The following is a 19063-nucleotide window of genomic DNA, read 5'->3' on the forward strand; positions in this document are numbered from 1 at the left end:
ATACCTCAAACGTCAAATGTTCGGCCGCGCAAACTTCGACCTCCTCCGGAAACGAGTACTACTCACATGACACCACCACCAACAGTCACCGACCGGCCCACCGCCTCACGAAATTTGAGACAGAACCGGTTCTCGTGCGCAGGTCGCCCCTGGGTCCGAATGTCGCTGACCGTGAACTGGTCCTGGTACGCGGCCGCTGTTGAGGGCTAGTGAGGGAAGTTCGGGGGCACCTCAGGGGCACGCCGTCGGACCATGATCCGCTCGGTCGAGTGCAGGTAGGCGGTACTCCGCGATGATGCGTTCCGCTGCTTCGGATGCTCCAAGGACGCCGGTGTCGAGATGCAGACTCTCGCGCCAGGGTATGGGCGTGAACAGGTCGTGTTCGGCCATGGCCCGGCGCAGACCCTCGACCGTGGCGAGCTTTCCTGCCGCCCTCCGCTGCGAGTCCGGCACCCGTGCCTCCAGGACTTCCTCTGAGCAGGTGAGCTGCACCGGGCACACGCGCCCGCCGTTGCTCTCGACGACCTCGAAACGTCGCATGGTCTGCGGATCGTTGTCCGGATGGCTGTAGACCGTCGTGGAGATCAGGTCCCGTCCTGAGCGCGCTGCCTCGGCCACGATGCCCTCACGGATCGCGCGTACCTGGCGCCAGAACGGGTCACTCCCGAACTCGAAGACCGGCCGAACACAGTCGATGGCCAAGTGGTTGTGAAACACCCGGTAGCCCGTGCGAGCGGCGAGCTCTTTCGCAACGGTCAGCTTCCCGACGGCCGGCGGCCCATACAGGTAAACCAGGTCCATCGCGGGGACGATACAGGAATAGCCACACCGGAACATCCTGAGCGGGGCCCGAGCCCCCGCCGGCCGATGAGCCTGAGACGGGACGTGGATGGCATCGCTACCAGCTTGGTGACACACGGGTTAGGACCCATGCCCGCTTGTCCAGATCAGTTCAGACTTGCTCGTTGGCGCTGGAGAGAGGGCGTCGGAAACCCTCGATTGTCCAGGCCAGTCCAAGGCCGTCCGGCTGCTTGTTGCACGTGGGTTCCACGCCAGAGCGCTGGTGTTGGAGTCCAGGGTGCCATGTACATTGCGGGCTATACGACGCTGAGGCCCTTCACGTAGTCGCTGAGTCGGTGTGCGAGAGCTTGTCGTTCGGCGTACTCGATCAGCGGAACCCACTCCGGTGGAGGGACCGGGGTGCCAGCTGCGCGCGGGATGACATGGAAGTGGACGTGGGGTACCTCCTGGCCAGCTGCGATGCCGTTTCGCTGGATCAACAGCACACCGTCGGGGTCGAGAACTGCGCGCACGGCGCGAGCGGCCTGCATCATTGCGGTCATGAGTGCAGCCTCTTCGGCCGGTTCGAGGTCGAAGAGGCTTTCTACGTGGCGCTTGGGGATGACGAGCAGGTGTCCCGGGCAGCCCCCGAATGAGAACGGGTTGACGAACGTGCGGGTCAGCTCATCCTCGGTGACAACAGCGCATGGCCCCGACTTCGGTGATGGTTCGCCGGCGAGATTCCGGCAGTAAGGGCACGGATCACGGCGGGGCAGTCTGAAGCCATTGGTTATCGACATGATCGGCATGTTGGTACTTGGTGCGCAGCTGGACCAGTCGACGTCGTGGATTGGACCGGACACATCCCTGAAGATGGCCTTGCTCTTCGTGGGGCCTCCCACATGGAGTGAGGTTCATGCCTAGGCGCTGGAGACCTGAGGTATCCCTGCCTTGCAAAGGAACGTCGCGGTCTCGCGCTGCACTGAGCGTAGATCGTCGCCGTGTCGGGGTCCGGTTGTCGTGACCGTCGTTGACCGCTGCGTACCCTGATCGGCCCTGGCTTGGGGCACGCGGAGGGCACGGCGACCATGGCGGCCATGTCGAGTGGTCACTGGTTCGTCGGAGGCACGGGGAAAGGCGTCTATCCTGCCGTGGTGATCGAGAGCCCGGAGGATTTTGCGCGCCAGCTTGTCGATCGTGAGGGCGATCCTGGTCGAGCCTGGTTGGCGTCTCTACCTGGCTTGGTAGATGAGTTGCTACGGCGGTGGCGCTGCACTCCGACCGCTCCGATCACTCGCGGCCATCTCGGGATCATCCTGCCCGTGCAGCGTGACGACGGCTCGCCAGCTGTCCTGAAGGTCTCCTTCACCCATCCAGTCAACATGTACGAAGCTCACGCCTACGCCGTCTGGGGTGGGCGTGGCGCCGTGCTGCTGTACGAACGGGACGACGCCAAGTTCGCCATGCTGTTGGAGCAGGGCGAGTGGCAGACGCTGGAGGACCTCGGCGACGTTGACCAGGCAACCGCCGTGGCCGGACAGCTTGCCCGACGACTGGCCGTCCCGGCCCCGGGCGAGCTGCCTCGGCTATCTGATCGGGCCGAAGGGTGGGAGCAGTCGCTCCACGAGAACTCCGAGTTGCTGGGCCATCCGCTGTCACAGCGTGCACTGGGCGCGGCGCTCGCCACCATCCAGGACCTCGCCCGCAAGCAACCCGACACCATGGTCCACGGTGATCTGCACTTCGCAAACGTCGTACGCTCCCACCGCGAGCCGTGGCTGGCGATCGACCCTATGGGACCGGCCGGCGACCTCGCCTACGACGCGCTCGAGGTGCTCAAGCGCGGTGCTGCGAGCCTGCTTCAAGCCGTCGACCTGGAGGCGGAGCTGCGGCGTCGGTTGGCCATCTTCGCCGACGCTGCTGAGATCGAACGCGAACGGGCCATCCGTTGGGCACAAGTTCGGGCGGCGACCGGGGCACATAAGAGCCGGAAGGCCGGGAAGCCAGCCTGGATCATCGAGCAGATAGCCGAGCTTCTGGCTTGAGACCGCCTGCGGGTGGCCTGACCCCTGTGACCACTCTTCCCCGTCGTCCTCGCAACCAGCCAGATTGAAGGTCGGAGCGGAGGGGGTCAAGAGTCGGCGCAGCCGATCACGCGTGACGCCGAAGGCGCTCTTGAGGCCAGGAGCGGAGGCCGGAGACTGGCGTGCGAGGAGGGCGGGGCGGTCACCGTACCTGTGAGGCTTGCCGTCGACTCTGGAGATCTCCGCTGGCCCGCCCGGCGAGCCCGAGGACGGCCGCCCGCAAGGGCGGCGGCCGGGCGGTGCGCCGCGTCAGCGGCGCCTTGATCAAGAACAGAGCCAGATTCGGCGACACAGCGCCTGTCTGGTCACAAGTTTGGTCACATCGAGACTGAAAACGCCCCTCAGAGAGAGCCTCTGAGGGGCGTTTTGCCTGGTAGCGGGGGCGGGATTCGAACCCGCGACCTCTGGGTTATGAGCCCAGCGAGCTACCGAACTGCTCCACCCCGCGTCGCCTGGACAAGAGTACGGGGATGGCTGGAGAACAGCAAATCGGGTCAATCCCCGCACCAGCCATCCCCGGCTGGCCTGCCTCAGCCCGCATCCGGTTCGTGTGGCTCCGTGCCGGTCGCGGGTGCTTCGGGCGTGGGGGTGGCGCCGTCCTCGGCACCGCCCTGCCCACCGCGACGGGCTTCCGCTGCCCGGGCGACGGCCGCCTGCGCGCGTTCCACGGCGTCGGCGTAGGCGCTGAGGTCACCCTCCTTCAGGGCAGCCTCGGCCTCCTCGAATGCCTCACTTGCTGCGGCCAGTTCGCGCGCCACTGCGTCGGAGGTAGGCGGTGCGGGCGACTCGCCAGGCTCCTCCGGCGGTTGCTCGCTGCCGGGGTTCTCGCCGGTGTCGGCGCCCGCGTTACCGGCGAACACCATGTCGAGCGCATCCTGCAGTGTCGGCCCGACCCCGATTCCACCCCCGAACGACGCGAGAACCAGCCGCATCAGCGGATAGGCCGCGTCACCGGAACCGCGCTGGACGTAGACCGGCTGGACGTAGAGCAGACCGCCTCCGACCGGGAGCGTCAGCAGGTTGCCCTTCTGGGCCTGGCTGTCACCACGGGTCAGCGGCAACATGGCGTCGGCCACCCTGGTGTCGGAGTCGAGCTTGTTGGCGATCTGGCTCGGCCCGTCGATCTGGGTCTCGTCGAGTTGGAGCACCTGGATCTTGCCGTAGTTCTTCGACGTGGCGTCGGCGTTGACGGCGACGAAGGCGGCGAGGTTCTCACGGTTGAAGTAGATGTAGGTCGACGTCAACGAGAACTCCGGCCCGTCCGCTCCCGGCATCTGCACCGACAGGTAGTACGCCGGCTGCTTCGTGGCGTCCTGCGCGCCCTTCGTCGGGTCTGCCGGCACCTTCCAACGTTCGGTGCCCTGGTAGAACGCGCCCGCGTCCGTCACGTGGTACTGCGCCAGCACCTCGCGCTGGATCTTCATCAGGTCCACCGGATAGCGGACGTGGCCCATCAGCGCCTTGGGCATCGCGGCCTTGGGCTCGACGGTGCCTGGGAACGCCTTCATCCAGGTACGCAGGATGGGATCCTTCTCATCCCAGGCGTACAGCCGCACGCTCCCGTCGTAGGCGTCGACGGTCGCCTTCACCGAGTTGCGGACGTAGTTGAGCCGCTCGCTCGGCTGCCCCACGATCGCCGGCTGCGGCGTGAGTGACGTGGAGGTCGCGTCGTTGAGGAGCAGCCGCTGGGAGAGCGGATAGTTCTCCGACATCGTGTAACCGTCGACGATCCACTTGACCCGGCCACCGACGATGGCGGGATAGGGGTCGGAGTCGACGTTGAGCCACGGCGCGACCTTCTGCACGCGCTGCCGGGGGTTACGGTCGTAGAGGATCTTCGACTCGGAGTTGATCCGCGACCGGTTGAGCAGGATGTTGAAGTCCTGGAACTTCGTGGCGTAGAGCAGCCGGCTGCCGAACGATCCGAGCGGCACTCCGCCGTTGCCCTGGTAGGTGTTCGTCGTCTGGGTGTCGGCGCTGCCGCCCGGGATGTCCAACTCGACCGGCTCGGTGCCCTTGGGCGCGCCGACGATGGAGTACGGCGGGGACGACTCACCGAAGTAGATCCGCGGTTCGTACTTCCCCAGCTCGCCCCGGCTGGGAATGCTGCCCTCCATCCACTGAGGGCTGCCCTCGCTGGTCCGCTGGTTGCCGTAGGCCGCGACGACACCGTGACCGTGGGTGTAGACGGTGTGGTCGTTGTTCCAGTTGCGCTGGTCGGCGGGTACGCCGTCGAGGTTGACCTCGCGGACCGCGACCACGGCGTCGCGGGTCTCCCCGTCGATGGTGTAGCGGTCGACGTCGAGCGCCGGCTCGGCGAAGGAGTAGAACCCACGGACCTGCTGCAGCTGTTCGAACGTCGGGCCGACGATGGCCGGGTCGATCAGACGGACGCCAGGAAGTGTCTCGGCGTCGTTGGCGAGCTGGCCTTCGCTCGTCGTGGTTTCGGCTTCGTACCTCGTGACCTTGGTGTCAGAGACGCCGAACGCCTTCCGGGTCGCGTCGATGTTGCGCTGGATGTAGCTCGCCTCGCGCACCGGCTCGTTGGGACGGACCTGGACCTGCTGCACGATCGCGGGCCACGCCCACCCGAGCAGGGCGGCGGAGAGGACGAGCAGGCCGAGGCCGAGGCCGGGGAGCATCCAGGTGCGGCGTACGACATTGGCGAAGAACAACACCGCGCAGATCGCCGCGATGAAGGTGAGGATGGTCTTGGCCGGTACGACCGCGTGCGCGTCGGTGTAGGTGATGCCGGTGAAACTCGAGTTCGACATCTGGTGCGCCGCGACCACCAGGCCGTAGCGGTCGAACCAGTAGGCGACGGCCTTCAACAGGACGAACAGCCCGAGGAGCACCGAGATGTGCGCCTGTGCCGCGGCGGACGCCTTCTGGCCCTGGGTCTGCAGCCGGATCCCGCCGTAGAGATAGTGCGCGACCAGGGCCGCCACCAGCGACAACAGGATGATCGCGAAGCCGAATCCGATCAGGAAGCGGTACCACGGATAGCCGAACACGTAGAAGGACACGTCGAGACCGAACTGCGCATCCTTGGTGCCGAAGCTCGTCGCGTTGCTCCACTGCAGGAACGTCTCCCAGCGCCCCGACGCGCTCGAGCCGGCGATCAGGCCGAGGAGACCCGCTACCACGCCGGCGATGAGCTTGCGGTGCGGGTCGATGACGTCGCGGTAGCGGTCCAGCGTCTGCTGCTCGTTGGACATCGTGCGGTAGCGCGGCCGGAGCCGGTGCGCGAGCGCCAGGTTGGCGAAGACGACCGCCCCCAGGACGACACCGAAGGTGACGAACATGCCCAACCGCGTCAGCAGCGTGGTCGTGAACACCTGGGAGTAGTTGACCGAGCCGAACCACAGCCGTTCGGTCCAGAAGCTCGTGAAGACGGCGAAGACGGCGGCCAGAACCACGAGGACGATGATCGTCGGCACGAGCGCCCTGGTACGGACGTTGCCGCCGCGAGGGCCCGAGGGTCCGCGCCGGAAAGGATCGCGCGGTGCGGAGAAGCTGCTCACGTCGTCATCGCTCCTGGAGGTCTGGGTCGGGCTCCTGCCCGTGGCTGAGGCGCCGCCTGGTCAGATCATCCCTGGAAGGGAAACTTAGCGAAAACGTCCCGGGTTCCCCCGCGACGCCCCGCGCTCCGATGGCCGCAATGGTCGGTTCGTTGTCGCGTCGTCGGCGGCCCGTCGCCTTCATCGCGCACAGCTCGGGACACGCGCCGACGGCTGGTCGCGCAGCCGCTCGAGGGACTGTACGGCGCCACGGAGCGTGTCGACCCGGACCAGGCGGATGCCGTCGACCTGGGCCGCCGCGGCCGCCTCGCAGTTGGCGGCTGGGACGAGGAAGGTCTCGGCGCCGTTCTCCTTCGCCCCGGCGATCTTCTGCTGGATCCCGCCGATGGGTTGCACCGTGCCGTCGGCCGCGATAGCGCCGGTGCCCGCGATGTGGTGTCCGCCGGTGAGGCTGCCCTTGGTCAGCTTGTCGACGATGGCCAGCGCGAACATCGTGCCCGCGCTGGGGCCGCCGATGTCCTGCCCGAGGTTGACGGTGACCTTGAACGGGAACTCGAAGCCGTCGAACGGCGTGATCCCGACGAACGCCTTGCCCGGGTCCTGGGGTGACTTCGCCGTGGTGATGGAGACGTCGACGTCCTTGCCGCCCCGGCGTACGGCGAACTGGATCCGGTCGCCCGGCTTGTGCCTGCCCACGATGTCGACGACATCCTGGGCACCCGTGACGTGCTTACCGTCGACCGCGACGATCACGTCACCGGCCTTCAGCCTGCCGACGGCCGGTGTGTCCTCGACGACGGCCTGCACCTGGACGACCGGTGTCACCTTCTCGTTCGCCTGGCGCAGCGCGGCCGCGACGGCTGTCTGCTGGGACGTCTGCATCGCCTCGGCGTTCTCCTGCTCGACCTGCTCCGGGGTGGGGTCGCCGGGATAGAGATAGTCGTACGGAACGACCGCGACGCGTGGGTCGATCCAGCCGACGATGACGCTGATGAGGTCCAGCTTCTGGTCAGGGCTGCTCACCGCGACGGTGGTGAGGTCGAGCGCGCCGTTGGTCTTGAACGTCTCGTGCCCGCTGATCTGGACGATGGGTTTGCCGTCGACGGTGCCGAGAGTGTTCTCGGTGGGCCCAGGGCTCATCGCGGCGAACGGCACAGGAACCAGCCAGGCGACGGCTACGAGGGCGATGAGCAGGACAGCGGTCAGCGTCATCGTCGCGACACGGCGAGACATGGGCCCCAGCGTAGGTGACCGTCCCGTAAGCACCCGCGACGGTCCTCGCGATCATCCCCGCTGTTCGCAGCCCCGGTGATCATGTCGGTCGTCATGTTCGTGATCATGTTCGTGATCATGTTCGTGATCATGAAAGGAATCGGGACCATGAAGGAAAACTGGCCCATAGACCCCAAAAGTCTTCATGATCACCGACATGATCACGAACATGATCACGGGGAGCCCGGGAAAACTGAGCCGAGCGGGGCGAACGAGTTATCCGGCGCCGACCCATTCGGCGGAGCCGTCGGTGAAGCGCTGGTGCTTCCACAGCGGCACCTGCGCCTTGAGGTCGTCGATCAACTGCCGGCAGGCGTCGAACGCCTCACCCCGGTGCGGCGCGGCCACGCCCACGATCACCGCGGCCTCCCCCACCGCGAGGTCACCCACCCGGTGGACGGCGGCCACCGCGCACACCGGATGCGCCGCCGCCACGGCCGAGGCGACCTGGCGGAGTTCCTCGATCGCCGCCGGGTGCGCTTCGTACCCGAGTTCGGTCACTCCGCGTCCGCCGTCCTCCTCACGTACGACTCCCACGAACAGCGCGAGCCCACCGGCCCGGCGATCGGCGATCGCCGCCAGGACCTCGTCGACCGACAGCGGCGTCTCTCGTACGTCGAGCAGCCGGATCACATCGGCCATCGGCCCGGTCGAACTTGAAGCCACCCGCGTCATGTCCCGCCTCGCGATCTTCTCCGCCGTGCCCTGCGTACGACGGCCGCGGCGCCCAGCAGAGCCACGGTGGCGCCGGCAGCACCCATCGTCGCGGTCTCGCGCCGACCGATCCGCCGACCGAGCGCCGCGTGCCGCCCGGCCACGTCGGTCGCCAGGACCTCGCAGGCCGTCACGTTGTCATAGGCCGGCTGCCAACCGGCGGCCAGCAACTTCGCCGACGACACTACCCACGGGTGGCTCACATAGGCGAGATCGCTGGCCGGGGCGGGGGTGAGGCCCAACCGGTGCAGGCGTTCGGCAGCACCGAGGGCGAGGCCCTCGGGAAGCTCGAGCCGCGGCAGGCCGAACAGCATCTCCACCTCGTCCTGTTCGAGATAGCCCTCGCAGCCGACCGTGACCGGACCGTCAACCTTGCCCAGCACGGCGTACTCCAGCGCGCTCACGAGGTCGTCGACATGGCAGAACTGCCAGCTCGGCTTGCTCCCCCGGATCACCAGGAGCCTCGCCGCCTCGAAGTGCCGGGTGAGGAACGTGTCGACGTCGGGCCCGACCAGCATCGACGGGCGTACGACGGTCACAGACAACCCGGGATGCGCCTTCGGCGCGCGCCGGGCAAGCCACTCCATCTCCAGCATGTCCGACACGATGCCTTCGGGCCGTGCCCGCAGCGGCCCGTCCTCGTCGAGCGGCACGGAGTTGTCCGGGGCGGCGCCGTAGACCATGGCACTCGTACACAGCACCACCCGGGGTACGCCCGCCGCGGCTGCCGCCGTCAACACCGTCTGCGTGCCACCCACGTTGCGCGCGCTCCGCTGCCGCGGGTCGGAGTCGGGCGAGCGGTCGAGGTCGAGGTGGACTACGACGTCGCAGCGGGAGATGCGCTGCGCGATCGCGGGATCACGAACCTCGAGGACCCGCCATTCGACGCCCTCGAGATCGCCTCGGCGCTCGTCGATCCCGATGACCCGCTTGATCTCGGGCAGCCCGACCAGCCGCGCGGCGAGGGCCCGCCCGATTCCCGTGGACGCGCCGGTCACCGCCGCCACCAGTCCGCCGCCCCTGCGCGCCGTGACGGCAGGCCGGCGCGTCGTGCGGCGGCTCCGCCGGGCACGAACGCGGGTGGGTTCGTCGTTCAGCTGGAAACTCCCGGGCTAGGTTGGACGATATGAACGCAGTGCTACGTACGGCCGTGGCGCGCTCGTGCACCAGCCCCCCGCACACCATCATCCGTACGCAGCCATCTCTCATCCTGCCGGAGGTCCAACCGTGAGCAACGACGAGCCCGGTGCCGGGCACGAGGGCGAGGAGCCCGAGAAGCGGCAACCCGGCGGTTCGGACAACCCGTTGGCGGGGTTCGACCTCAGCGCGATCTTCGGACAGCTGCAAAGCATGTTCTCGTGGCAGGGCGGCCCGATCAACTGGCAGCTCGCCGAGGAAACCGCCCGCCAGACGATCCGCCAGGCCGGCGACGCCTCGCTGACCGCGGCCGAACGTACGACCGTGGACCAGACGGTCCGCCTCGCCGAACACTGGCTGGACGACGCCACGAGCCTGCCCGCGGGCTCGGCCGGCGAAGCGCTCGCCTGGAACCGCGTCGAGTGGCTGGAGGGCACCCTTCCCGCCTGGAAGAAGCTGATCGAACCCCTCGCGACCCATGTCGTCGGCGCGATGGAGAAGGCGCTACCCGAGCAGCCTGGACCGATGGGAGCCCAGCTCACCGGCGTCCTCACCCAGGTCGGCGGAATGATGTTCGGCGCCCAGGTCGGGCAGGGTCTCGGCCAGCTCGCCACCGAGGTTTTCGGGTCGACCGACATCGGACTCCCACTGGGTCCACTCGGTCAGCCGGTGCTCATCCCGGCCAACGTCGCCACGTTCGGCACCGGGCTGGGGCTGCCCGAGGACGACGTACGCCTCTATCTCACCCTGCGCGAGTGTGCCCACCAGCGGCTCTTCCACCACGCGCCGTGGCTGTCGGCCCACCTCTTCTCCGCCGTGGAGGACTACGCACGCGGCATGCACGTCGACGTCAGCAAACTCGAGGACCTCGCCGGCAGGATCGACATGGCCAACCCCGAGGCGTTGCAGGATGCCCTCGGAAGCGGCCTGCTCGAACCCGAGGAGACACCGCGGCAGAAGGCCGCGCTCGCCCGGCTGGAGACCGCCCTCGCACTGGTCGAGGGTTGGGTCGACGACGTGGTGACCGCCGCCGCCGCGCCGCGGATGCCGTCCGCGGTCTCCCTCCACGAGGCTGTACGCCGGCGCCGAGCCGAGGGCGGGCCGGCCGAGCAGACGTTCGTCACCCTCGTCGGCCTCGAACTCCGTCCGCGCCGGATGCGGGACGCCGCCACGTTGTGGGCGACGCTGCGGGAGACCCGTGGCATCACCGGCCGAGAGGCATTGTGGGCACATCCCGACATGCTGCCGTCGGGCGACGATCTCGACGACCCGCGCGGGTTCGCCGAGCGGGCCGGATCTCCGGACCGGATGGATCTCGGCGACCTGGGCTTCGACGTACCACCGGATGGCGGCGGGGCGGCTGCTCCGCCGGAGGAACCCGGCTCGGAGGGTCCCGGCGACCGCCCAAGCCCAGACAGGCCCGACCAGGAGGGCCCCGACCAGGAGGGCCCCGACCAGGAGGGCCCCGACCAGGAGGGCCCCGACCAGGAGGGCCCCGACCAGGAGGGCCCTGACCAGGAGGGGCCTGACACGCCTGGATCCGGCCGGTGAGCTCGCTGCATGATGACGCCGTGGCGTCGCTCTCCCGGTGGAAGGCCCCCGACGCCGAGCAGGAGGCCCTCCGGCTCGACTATCTCGCCCACCTGGCGCGGCACTCCGATGGGGTGTGGCGCAGCTGCGCACCTGCCCATCTCACCGCCAGCATGGTGGTCCTTGACCCCACCGGGCGGCATACCGCGCTGGTCCTTCACAACCGGCTGAACCGCTGGGTCCAACCGGGGGGACACTGCGAACCCGACGACGTCTCGCTGGGCTCCGCGGCCCTGCGGGAGGCGCGGGAGGAGACCGGGCTGGACGAACTCACGGGCAGCCGCGAGCCGGTCATGTTGTCCCGCCATGGAGCGCCGTGCGGTGTGGAGTCGCACCTGGACGTCCAGTTCCTCGGCATCTCGCCCGCCGATCAGGCACCCGCGGTGAGCGAAGAGTCACGTGACGTTCGCTGGTTTCCGGTCGCTGACCTGCCGCGTGACCTTGCCTCCGGAGTGCCGCAGAGCGTCACGGCCGCGGTCGCCGCGCTTGCGCTGAGCCGCTGACCAGCGTCCGGAGTTAGCGGCAGGCCCCGCGGGGAGGGCGTTCCAGCCCTTGAACCCGCAGGTCAGTCCAGGAGGACGACCGCGAGGATCACGAGCGCGACGACGACCACGCCGACCACCGCCGCGATCCTGAGGGCGGTCTGCCGGGGTTTGGGTGCCCACGGAGGTCGGGCTCCCGGCTTCGCACCGTCATCGACGAAGCGCTGGAACATGGCCGTGTTGGCGCCGGGGTCCTCGTCGCCCCTTTTCACATTCGACATGTCCGAGACCATACCGGCGTTCACCCCTTGATCGGGGATTCCGTACATCCCGCCCATTCCGGACAAGGGCAGTGACATTCCTTCCCTGCCCCGAGAAGGTCCGCGCCTCAGGGCTCCCGTGGCCGATGCCGGCCGACCCCGTACGGTATCTCCGCACCAGCGACGGCACAGGGCGAGAACGCACGAGCTCGCCGTACGGAAGGAGTGGGGTTGGGCACGCTTCCCGACGGAGGATCCGTCCGACCGATCACCCGATGGGGCGAGCCTGTCATGCACCGACCATGCCGCCCGGTCGAGGCGTACGACGAAGCACTCGCGACGCTCGTCGCGGACATGACCGCCACGATGGTCGCCGCCGACGGCGTGGGACTCGCCGCCAACCAGATCGGCGTCGACCTCCGCGTCTTCGTGTTCCGCTGCCCGGACGAGGACCAGGTCATGGTCGAAGGCGTTGTCTGTAATCCGGTCCTCGAACTGCCGACCGGCGCGGACCGACACCTCGACGACTCCGAGGAAGGCTGCCTCTCGCTGCCGGGCGCGTACGCACCCTGCGCGCGTCCCGACCGCGCCGCGGTCCGAGGCTTCGACCACAGCGGAGCGCCCGTCGTCATCCACGGCACGGGGATGCTCGCGCGCTGTCTCCAGCACGAGACCGACCACCTGGAGGGAATCGTCTTCGCCGACCGAGTGTCCAAGCGGACCCGGCGGCAGCTGTTCGGGGAGGCGGAGGAGGTCGCCGACGAGTTCGACCCGCAGTGGCCGGCCTGAGGAGGGGGCCGGGCTGGCGGTACGTCCGGGCTGGCCGTACGTCCGGGCTGGCGGTACATCTGGGCTGAGCGCGAGCGTTCCAGCGGAGGCGGGGAGGCTGCTCCGCAGACGCCCGCGAGGATCAACCCCGTCGGGTCCTACGACCGAACTCACAACGGCAGCGCGACCATGCGCAACTCGAGCGCCGCGACCACCTCCCGGGTGACCACCGCGGGACCAGCGAGTTCGCCATATGCCGCGAGCATGGCGGTCTGCAAACTCGGCCAGACCGCGTCGACACCGAGCCTGGACACCACGCCGGCCGCCCGAAGACGCTCGAAGACCGGTGAGCGGAGCGCGCCGACGTACAGACGGACACCGTTGGCCCGTAGCCGGTAGTGCAACTCGATCAGGGCCTCGCACGCACTGTCGTCGATCTCGGGCGTGTGCTGGAGGGAGAGGACGACGACAACGGGAACCGGATCGCATTCCGCGACCCGGTTCAGAACACCGCCGACCACCACAGGGGCGACCTCGTGATCGAGGGCGCGGGTCGGCGCGAGGCACAGGACATCTGTGGCGATCGAGGCCCTGCACGCATCGGTCCGCGCAAGCTCCGGTGCGACCTGACTGCGTACCCTCGGGACCGGCCAGCGAAGACCGGTGCCACGCGGAGCGACTCGGCGGGCAAGTGAGAACACATCGTCGAGCAGCATTCCGTCCCCCGCAAAGTCGTTCCCCCAAAAGACTTCTGCGAAAAGTCTCCGCGAGGAGGGTGGGTGGGGGCCTCACCCGCGCAGGATGATTGGGCAAGCGCAAAATCCCCGGGCACCGTGCTCCGGGCACACCGCAACGGCCTCGGGGCCGGGCGCATGCGCGATGAGTTCCCGCCCGTGCGGCGGCGTCATGGAGACACGACAACGAGCCGGACCCACGCACCCGACCCATGACTGGGTGCAGCAGGTGAGCCCGGCGCGAATCCGGTGAGCTCAGCGGCCCGACCGGCGCTCCGACGGATGCAACTGCGCGGCGACGTACGGCCCCACCAGATCGCCGCAGGATCGCCTCGGCGCCGCCACCTCCACGATGGCTCCGTCGTCCAGCCGCAGCCTGAGCAGCAGCGGACACGGACCCAACCGGCGAAGGTCGGCAGGCGCGTCCTCGAGATCCTCGGCGAACCGGCAGGCGAACAGCAGTACCCGCGTCAGTGCGATCCCCCGATACACGACAAGGACGTCATGCACCCACACAGCGTAGGAAACATGTCTCGACCAGCGTTGCGTCAACGTGTCGAGACCCCACGACGAGCTTCGTAACCTGCACCGGAAAACGCCCGATGCGTACACCACACGACGTCGCCGCCACAGGACGGCGATCGCGAGACTTAGCACTGCAATCACGGCAGCGCTGATCACCCACAGCATTCCCGCACCTCCCCCTGCGCGGCCCCTCCACCGTCAGCCTCGACGAGGGAAGGGGGTGCGACCACGTCCGCAGGGGATGAAACTGCGCCAGGTCGAGGGTGAAATCCGGTCCGGGCCGTCCTGGCGCCGACCCACGGGCTTGACTAGCTCTTGTTCTCGTTCTCGCACTCCGCGAGCGACAGTTGCGCCGCGGCCGAGACCCCCTCGAGGTAACCGCGAGCGCGGTCGGCCTGGGGGTAACGGCGTACGAGCTCCCAGAATCGCGGTGTGTGCCCGGGTTCGACCAGGTGTGCGAGCTCATGGATGAGTACGTAGTCGACGACCCAGACCGGCATGCCCTGCAGCCGCGAGGACAGCCGGACCGTCCCATCGCTCGGCGTACATGATCCCCAGCGCATGCCCTGGTTGGAGACCCATCGGACGCTGGCTGGCCCGGAGACCTCGCCGAGGTAGCGCTGGCACAGCGTCTGGGCCCGGGTCAGGAGCTCGGCGTCACTCGGCCGCCGGCGACGCTCCTGCGCGGCGAGCCGGTCGAGCATGACGTCGACCCAGCGGCGCTCCTCGGCGCGGGTCATTCGGGCGGGGACCATGACCACTACTCGGTCGCCCTCCCGGTAGGCGCTCACGGTGCGGCGGCGGCGGGCGCTGCGGCGCACCTCCACGTGGTAGGGCTCATCACGCGCCCGGTCTATGCGTGAACTCGGGCGCGCCTGGCTCCGCTGCCTCGACGCCGGTTCGGCCACCCCAGCAAGGTACCCCCAACAACCGACAAGGGCTGCCCCATCCACGCGCGAAGCGCCGGATTCCCACAGGCCGCCGACCGGTGAACTCGCAGGTCAGGCTCATAGTCCTGGACAGAAGGTGCCAAGCGTCCACAGGTGTGCACACACCTCATCCACCGGGAATCCCCCAGATGTGCACATGCTCTCCACAGGCTTTTCCACAGCCGTGGATAACACAGCGTGGTGGGGCGACGGCGACCAGAGTGTCCCGCACTGTCGACCACGCACTGTTGACCACGCACTGTCGACCACGGCGATATGTCGATCACTGCGTCCTGTCGATCAGCAGCCGCTGGGGCCACGAGGTGGCGATCGAGGGGCGGTCGGCTTTGACGATCTCGGGGGGTCGGGTTTGACCCGCCGTCAACCACGGGTAGCGTCGACACGGCGCCGTCCGGGAGGCACATCCCGCGACCATCACGCACACACGGGTATAAAAGGGGACACCATGGGCAGGACATGGCCATGGGGTGCCGCGCACGGAGTCGTGGACGGCGCTGGAATAAGGTGACCCGAGATCGGGCGGCCCGGGCGGGCCCGCCCTGCCCCGACCCAGCACAGCGAGGAGGGCCGTCATGGCGGAGACCTACACAGGCGAGTTCTACTGCGTCAAATGCAAGGCCAAGCGGAATGCAACCGGCGAGGTCAAGGTGAACGACAAGGGCACGCGGATGGCCAAGGCCACCTGTCCCGAGTGCGGCACCAACCTCAACCGGATCCTCGGCAAGGCCTGAGCAATCTGGCCACCGAAGGGGCGGCCGCACGATGGGCCGCCCCGCATGGTTCCACCTTGGGCGAGTTCTGGCTGCCTGGCCTCGCGCCGGTTCCTGTCCTCCGCGACGCCCAGATCCAGCTGACGGCGCTGGACACGGCTAGACCCGCTCACCCCGCCTGGTGCGACGCGTGACGATCCGCTCGGCGAGGAACGACAGGAACGGCACGGTTCCGGCTACCAGCACCGCCAGGGTCCCCCGCACCGACCAGCGGGCCCGGAGGGCGAGATCAGCCCCCAGCACGAGGTAGACCATGTACAGGAACCCGTGAATCGGCCCGACAATCGCGACCGCACGCGCGTCATCGCCCAGGTACTTCATCGGCATCGCGACGAGCGCGAGAACCAGCAGAAACACCCCCACGACGTACGCGATCACCCGGAACCGGGTGAGGCGCCCGCGCAGTTCGGGCGCCATCTGCGATGTCGTCGCCGGCGGAGTCACCGGTACGTCGGCGTCGGCCGTCATCCCTCGCCCCCAGGTGCTCCGGCTCCAGTTGCTCCGCCCCCAGATGCGCCGCTCCCACGTGCTCCGGCCCCGCGTGGCGCCGCGCTCGTGGATCTCCCATGCCCCGCCGCGACGCGGAGCGACCGGCGGTGCAGGGCGTCGAGATAGTCGTTGTACGCCTCGAGCTCAGGATCATCGGCCGCCCGGGCCATCGGGTCGGGCACGGGCGACCCCAGCGGTCGCTTCGAAGGTAGGGGTGGCAACGCCGCCTCGTCGTCGCCAGAAGAGACGTCACTGCCGGCGAGCAGGCCTCCGCTGTCGTGTGGCGTGACGGCGGCTGGGTCCACGCGGCCAGGGCCAGCCGGTGCGCTTGTGTCCGCCACCCGGTGGGACTCGAGATCCGGCGGAGGTGCTGGTTCACGCAGCAGCTTCCACCACAGGTAGACCGCGAACGCCGCGAAGAAGGGCCACTGCAGCGTGTAACCGAAGTTCTGCCAGCTGCCAGACGACGACTCGAAGCGGTTCAGCTGCCACCACGCCAGGAACAGGAACGCCGCCACGGCGAGAACGACGGTGATCGTGAACGCGATCCACCGCGGGGTGAGCAGCCGGCGGAAGGACGGTGCGGCCGCGGCGGCGGGCTGCTCCGCCTCGGTGCGCGCGTCGTCCATGATGTCGGGTTCGACTTCCTCGTTCGGTGTGGTTCTCGTCCAGCGTCGATGCCTCGCGGCCGACACTAACACCGCCTGTGGATGACGCCCGCGGGCGTCCGTACGGACGTGGCAGGCTTCTCCCCCTGCGGGCGGAGGCGTCCGCAATTGGCGCCAGCACACACGGGGAGGCACCATCGTGCGGCCACGAATCAAACCTGCCCTGCATCGGATATGGCGGGATCCCCATACGCTCCAGGTCGGTCTCGACCCTGCCCACACTCTCGTCCTCACCGGGCTCGATCCGGTGCTCGCGGGTGTGGTCGATTCCCTGACCGGCATACGCACCGAGGACGCGCTCGTCACGCAGGCGGTCGCGCACGGCGGCAGCGGAGCCGATACCAGGCGGCTCCTTCGCCTGCTCGCGGAAGGCGGCGCGCTCGACGACGCCGGACGCGCCGCGGCTGGTGCAGTGCCAGGTCTGGGGCCCGCCGAGCGGGAACGTCTCCTGCCCGACCTGGCGGCGCGTTCGGTGGCCGAGGGTTCGATCGACGGTGGCGTGGCGACCATGAGCCGCCGGCGCGAAGCGCACATCGCGGTGTTCGGCGCCGGGCGGGTGGGCGCGTCGATCATCACGCTGGTGTCGTCCTCCGGGGTAGCTCGAGTCGTCGTCGACGACCAGGCTCCGACCGCTCCGGGTGACCTGGCGCCGGCCGGTCTCGTCGCCGCCGACGTCGGTACGCCTCGCGGCGAGGGCGCGGCTCGGGCCGCCGCCCGGGCCGCACCGTCGACCGAGGTCATGGCGGTCAGTCCCGGCCATCCACTCGAGCGGCCCGATCTGGCGGTGATCGCGCCCGACGACGAGCCCGATCGCAGGATGGCGGACGCCTTCGTCCGGGCAGGACTGCCCCACCTCTTCGTCCGCATGCGCGAGGGGCGGGCGATCCTCGGTCCGTTCGTACTCCCGGGGGTGTCCTCGTGCATCCGGTGTCACGACCTGCGGCGTACGGCGCACGATCCTCGGTGGCCGAGCGTGCTCTCCCAGGCTCTCGCGGCGCCCCGAGGGGCTGAAGCCTGCGACGTGGTCCTCGGGACCGCGCTCGCGTCCCACGCCGTCATGCATGTCCTGGCGTTCCTCGAGGGCGGCCGGCCGCCGTCGCTGGACGCGACGATCGAGATGGACCTGCCTTTCGGTTCCGTACGCCGACGTACGTGGTCTGCCCATCCCGCGTGCGGGTGCCAGTTCGACCCGGAACAGCACGCCAGCGACGAGTCGGATGGTCCGCGAGACGCCGGGAAGACTCCGCGCTCCACCGGCTCGTCGGCCCACCGCCGTTCAGGCTCGTCACCGATGGCAGCGGCCTGAGGGCGGCGGCGGGATGTGGGCAGTCTTCATGCAACGCGAGTAGTCGGAACCAGGGCCTAGGGTCGCGCCTATGCGCTTTGGATTCGTACTCCCCTATGGCGATGCCCGCACAGCCGGCGATCTCGCGGCCATGGCGGAGGAGCACGGCTGGGACGGCTTCTTCGTCTGGGAGGGCATCTGGGCGATCGACGCCTGGGTGAGCCTCACCGCTGCCGCCATGACCACGAACCAGATCCGGTTGGGCACGATGCTCACACCGCTCCCCCGCCGCCAGCCGTGGGAGCTGGCGAGCCAGACGTCCACGCTCGACAATCTCTCCGGCGGACGGGTCACCCTGTCGGTGGGTCTGGGCGTCACGGGCGACGACCGGTGGTGGCTGTTCGAGTCAGATCCCGGACGCAAGGTGCGCGCGGAGCGGCTCGACGAAGGTCTCGCGATGGTGTCGAAGCTGTGGACGGGCACACCATTCGACTATGCGGGCAAGCATTTCCGCTCGCGCGCCACCGGCTCGCTGGTCCCGCCGGCAGCTCCACCGCCCGTACAGAAGCCGCGCATCCCGGTCTGGGTGGTCGGTGGCTGGCCGCGCCCGAAGTCGATGCGCCGAGCGGCTGCCTGGGACGGCTGGTTGCCTCACTACGCGCCTCACGACACGTCGGCCGGATCCGACTTCACGCCCGACATGCTCGCCGAAGGCACCGACTGGATCAGGGCGCACCGGGCGGCACAGGGGCTCACGATGGACGACTACGACGTCGTGATGGAGGGTACGACGCCCCACGACGACCCGGTGGCGGCCGCCGAGATCGTCCGGCCATGGGCCGACGCCGGCGCGACCTGGTGGCTGGACGCCGACTGGTCGAGCCTGGACCCCGACGAGGTGCGATCTGCCTCCGAACGCCGGCTCCGTGCGGGACCCCCGCGCCCCGCCCGTCTAGGGTCGGTCGGGTGACGACGCCTGCGAACCGACAGCCCCACTCCGGAGAGGGCGATCTACTCCCTGGGCAGGACGCGGC

The 19063-nt window shown here is 68.9% G+C and carries 19 protein-coding genes and 1 tRNA gene; 7 read left to right on the top strand and 13 right to left on the bottom strand.

Annotated features, from left to right (window positions below; translation table 11 throughout):
* Window positions 1-231: 231 nt before the first annotated feature.
* Both ABNF93_RS20585 and ABNF93_RS20590 read right to left on the bottom strand, forming a co-directional pair.
* Window positions 232-801 carry a P-loop nucleotide/nucleoside kinase family protein gene (locus tag ABNF93_RS20585; RefSeq protein ID WP_349329744.1) on the bottom strand — a complete coding sequence of 190 codons (570 nt, stop codon included), beginning with the start codon at window positions 799-801 and terminating at the stop codon, window positions 232-234.
* A gap of 296 nt (window positions 802-1097) precedes the next feature.
* A complete protein-coding gene (locus ABNF93_RS20590) occupies window positions 1098-1589 on the bottom strand; it encodes an HIT family protein (protein ID WP_349329745.1) in 492 nt (163 codons plus the stop codon).
* 288 nt (window positions 1590-1877) lie between these two features.
* On the opposite strand from ABNF93_RS20590, the gene ABNF93_RS20595 reads away from it, so the two are divergent.
* Complete coding sequence (locus ABNF93_RS20595; protein WP_349329746.1) at window positions 1878-2825, top strand: aminoglycoside phosphotransferase family protein; 948 nt, start codon at window positions 1878-1880, stop codon at window positions 2823-2825.
* Between the two features lie 410 nt (window positions 2826-3235).
* On the opposite strand, the gene ABNF93_RS20600 is transcribed toward ABNF93_RS20595, so the two are convergent.
* The 5 genes from ABNF93_RS20600 to ABNF93_RS20620 form a co-directional block, all read right to left on the bottom strand.
* A tRNA-Met gene (locus tag ABNF93_RS20600) sits at window positions 3236-3312 on the bottom strand.
* An 82-nt stretch (window positions 3313-3394) separates the two neighbouring features.
* The gene (locus tag ABNF93_RS20605) at window positions 3395-6388 is read right to left on the bottom strand and encodes a UPF0182 family membrane protein (RefSeq protein ID WP_349329747.1); all 2994 of its coding nucleotides are present in this window, start codon (window positions 6386-6388) and stop codon (window positions 3395-3397) included.
* 177 nt (window positions 6389-6565) lie between these two features.
* On the bottom strand, window positions 6566-7618 hold the full coding sequence (locus tag ABNF93_RS20610) for a YlbL family protein (protein ID WP_349329748.1): 1053 nt from the start codon (window positions 7616-7618) through the stop codon (window positions 6566-6568).
* 255 nt (window positions 7619-7873) lie between these two features.
* On the bottom strand, window positions 7874-8299 hold the full coding sequence (locus tag ABNF93_RS20615) for a molybdenum cofactor biosynthesis protein MoaE (RefSeq protein WP_349329749.1): 426 nt from the start codon (window positions 8297-8299) through the stop codon (window positions 7874-7876).
* Between the two features lie 29 nt (window positions 8300-8328).
* Window positions 8329-9369 carry an NAD-dependent epimerase/dehydratase family protein gene (locus tag ABNF93_RS20620; RefSeq protein ID WP_349329750.1) on the bottom strand — a complete coding sequence of 347 codons (1041 nt, stop codon included), beginning with the start codon at window positions 9367-9369 and terminating at the stop codon, window positions 8329-8331.
* A 229-nt stretch (window positions 9370-9598) separates the two neighbouring features.
* Here ABNF93_RS20620 and ABNF93_RS20625 point away from each other — a divergent pair, with 229 nt between their 5' ends.
* Together ABNF93_RS20625 and ABNF93_RS20630 are read left to right on the top strand one after the other, a co-directional pair.
* The gene (locus tag ABNF93_RS20625) at window positions 9599-11059 is read left to right on the top strand and encodes a zinc-dependent metalloprotease (RefSeq protein ID WP_349329751.1); all 1461 of its coding nucleotides are present in this window, start codon (window positions 9599-9601) and stop codon (window positions 11057-11059) included.
* A complete protein-coding gene (locus ABNF93_RS20630; RefSeq protein WP_349329752.1) occupies window positions 11056-11601 on the top strand; it encodes an NUDIX hydrolase in 546 nt (181 codons plus the stop codon). Before ABNF93_RS20625 ends, ABNF93_RS20630 begins: the two co-directional genes overlap by 4 nt.
* Window positions 11602-11663: 62 nt before the next feature.
* Here ABNF93_RS20630 and ABNF93_RS20635 read toward each other — a convergent pair whose 3' ends face one another.
* Window positions 11664-11861 (bottom strand): hypothetical protein, encoded by a 198-nt coding sequence (locus tag ABNF93_RS20635; RefSeq protein WP_349329753.1) that lies wholly within the window; start codon window positions 11859-11861, stop codon window positions 11664-11666.
* A gap of 210 nt (window positions 11862-12071) precedes the next feature.
* Here ABNF93_RS20635 and def point away from each other — a divergent pair, with 210 nt between their 5' ends.
* Entirely contained in the window at window positions 12072-12629 is a 558-nt protein-coding gene (gene def, locus ABNF93_RS20640; protein ID WP_349329755.1) for a peptide deformylase, read from the top strand.
* A gap of 149 nt (window positions 12630-12778) precedes the next feature.
* On the opposite strand, the gene ABNF93_RS20645 is transcribed toward def, so the two are convergent.
* From ABNF93_RS20645 to ABNF93_RS20655, 3 genes are all read right to left on the bottom strand, one after another.
* Window positions 12779-13324 carry an STAS domain-containing protein gene (locus ABNF93_RS20645; protein ID WP_349329757.1) on the bottom strand — a complete coding sequence of 182 codons (546 nt, stop codon included), beginning with the start codon at window positions 13322-13324 and terminating at the stop codon, window positions 12779-12781.
* A 273-nt stretch (window positions 13325-13597) separates the two neighbouring features.
* Entirely contained in the window at window positions 13598-13852 is a 255-nt protein-coding gene (locus ABNF93_RS20650; protein WP_349329758.1) for a hypothetical protein, read from the bottom strand.
* A gap of 323 nt (window positions 13853-14175) precedes the next feature.
* Window positions 14176-14688, bottom strand: coding sequence for a M48 metallopeptidase family protein (locus ABNF93_RS20655; RefSeq protein ID WP_349329932.1), 513 nt, complete (start codon window positions 14686-14688; stop codon window positions 14176-14178).
* A 701-nt stretch (window positions 14689-15389) separates the two neighbouring features.
* Between ABNF93_RS20655 and ABNF93_RS20660 the strand changes: the two genes are divergently transcribed.
* Window positions 15390-15548 carry a DUF5679 domain-containing protein gene (locus ABNF93_RS20660; protein WP_349329759.1) on the top strand — a complete coding sequence of 53 codons (159 nt, stop codon included), beginning with the start codon at window positions 15390-15392 and terminating at the stop codon, window positions 15546-15548.
* A 138-nt stretch (window positions 15549-15686) separates the two neighbouring features.
* Here ABNF93_RS20660 and ABNF93_RS20665 read toward each other — a convergent pair whose 3' ends face one another.
* Both ABNF93_RS20665 and ABNF93_RS20670 read right to left on the bottom strand, forming a co-directional pair.
* A complete protein-coding gene (locus ABNF93_RS20665; protein ID WP_349329760.1) occupies window positions 15687-16055 on the bottom strand; it encodes a DUF3817 domain-containing protein in 369 nt (122 codons plus the stop codon).
* Window positions 16052-16705 (bottom strand): hypothetical protein, encoded by a 654-nt coding sequence (locus ABNF93_RS20670; protein WP_349329761.1) that lies wholly within the window; start codon window positions 16703-16705, stop codon window positions 16052-16054. Before ABNF93_RS20670 ends, ABNF93_RS20665 begins: the two co-directional genes overlap by 4 nt.
* A 178-nt stretch (window positions 16706-16883) precedes the next feature.
* Between ABNF93_RS20670 and ABNF93_RS20675 the strand changes: the two genes are divergently transcribed.
* Window positions 16884-18050, top strand: a complete 1167-nt coding sequence (locus tag ABNF93_RS20675; protein ID WP_349329762.1) for a ThiF family adenylyltransferase — start codon at window positions 16884-16886, stop codon at window positions 18048-18050.
* A gap of 70 nt (window positions 18051-18120) precedes the next feature.
* Window positions 18121-18999: an LLM class flavin-dependent oxidoreductase gene (locus ABNF93_RS20680; protein WP_349329764.1), complete on the top strand. Its 879-nt coding sequence runs from the start codon at window positions 18121-18123 to the stop codon at window positions 18997-18999.
* Window positions 19000-19063: the final 64 nt, after the last annotated feature.

It is taken from the genome of Actinopolymorpha sp. B9G3, assembly GCF_040120725.1.
GTDB lineage: Bacteria > Actinomycetota > Actinomycetes > Propionibacteriales > Actinopolymorphaceae > Thermasporomyces.

Coding starts and splice junctions, on each gene's coding strand:
- ABNF93_RS20585 (WP_349329744.1), bottom strand. CDS start 801: ATGGACCTGGTTTACCTGTATGGGCCGCCGGCCGTCGGGAAGCTGACC.
- ABNF93_RS20590 (WP_349329745.1), bottom strand. CDS start 1,589: ATGCCGATCATGTCGATAACCAATGGCTTCAGACTGCCCCGCCGTGAT.
- ABNF93_RS20595 (WP_349329746.1), top strand. CDS start 1,878: ATGTCGAGTGGTCACTGGTTCGTCGGAGGCACGGGGAAAGGCGTCTAT.
- ABNF93_RS20610 (WP_349329748.1), bottom strand. CDS start 7,618: ATGTCTCGCCGTGTCGCGACGATGACGCTGACCGCTGTCCTGCTCATC.
- ABNF93_RS20615 (WP_349329749.1), bottom strand. CDS start 8,299: ATGGCCGATGTGATCCGGCTGCTCGACGTACGAGAGACGCCGCTGTCG.
- ABNF93_RS20635 (WP_349329753.1), bottom strand. CDS start 11,861: ATGTCGAATGTGAAAAGGGGCGACGAGGACCCCGGCGCCAACACGGCC.
- ABNF93_RS20645 (WP_349329757.1), bottom strand. CDS start 13,324: ATGCTGCTCGACGATGTGTTCTCACTTGCCCGCCGAGTCGCTCCGCGT.
- ABNF93_RS20660 (WP_349329759.1), top strand. CDS start 15,390: ATGGCGGAGACCTACACAGGCGAGTTCTACTGCGTCAAATGCAAGGCC.
- ABNF93_RS20665 (WP_349329760.1), bottom strand. CDS start 16,055: ATGACGGCCGACGCCGACGTACCGGTGACTCCGCCGGCGACGACATCG.
- ABNF93_RS20670 (WP_349329761.1), bottom strand. CDS start 16,705: ATGGACGACGCGCGCACCGAGGCGGAGCAGCCCGCCGCCGCGGCCGCA.
- ABNF93_RS20680 (WP_349329764.1), top strand. CDS start 18,121: ATGCGCTTTGGATTCGTACTCCCCTATGGCGATGCCCGCACAGCCGGC.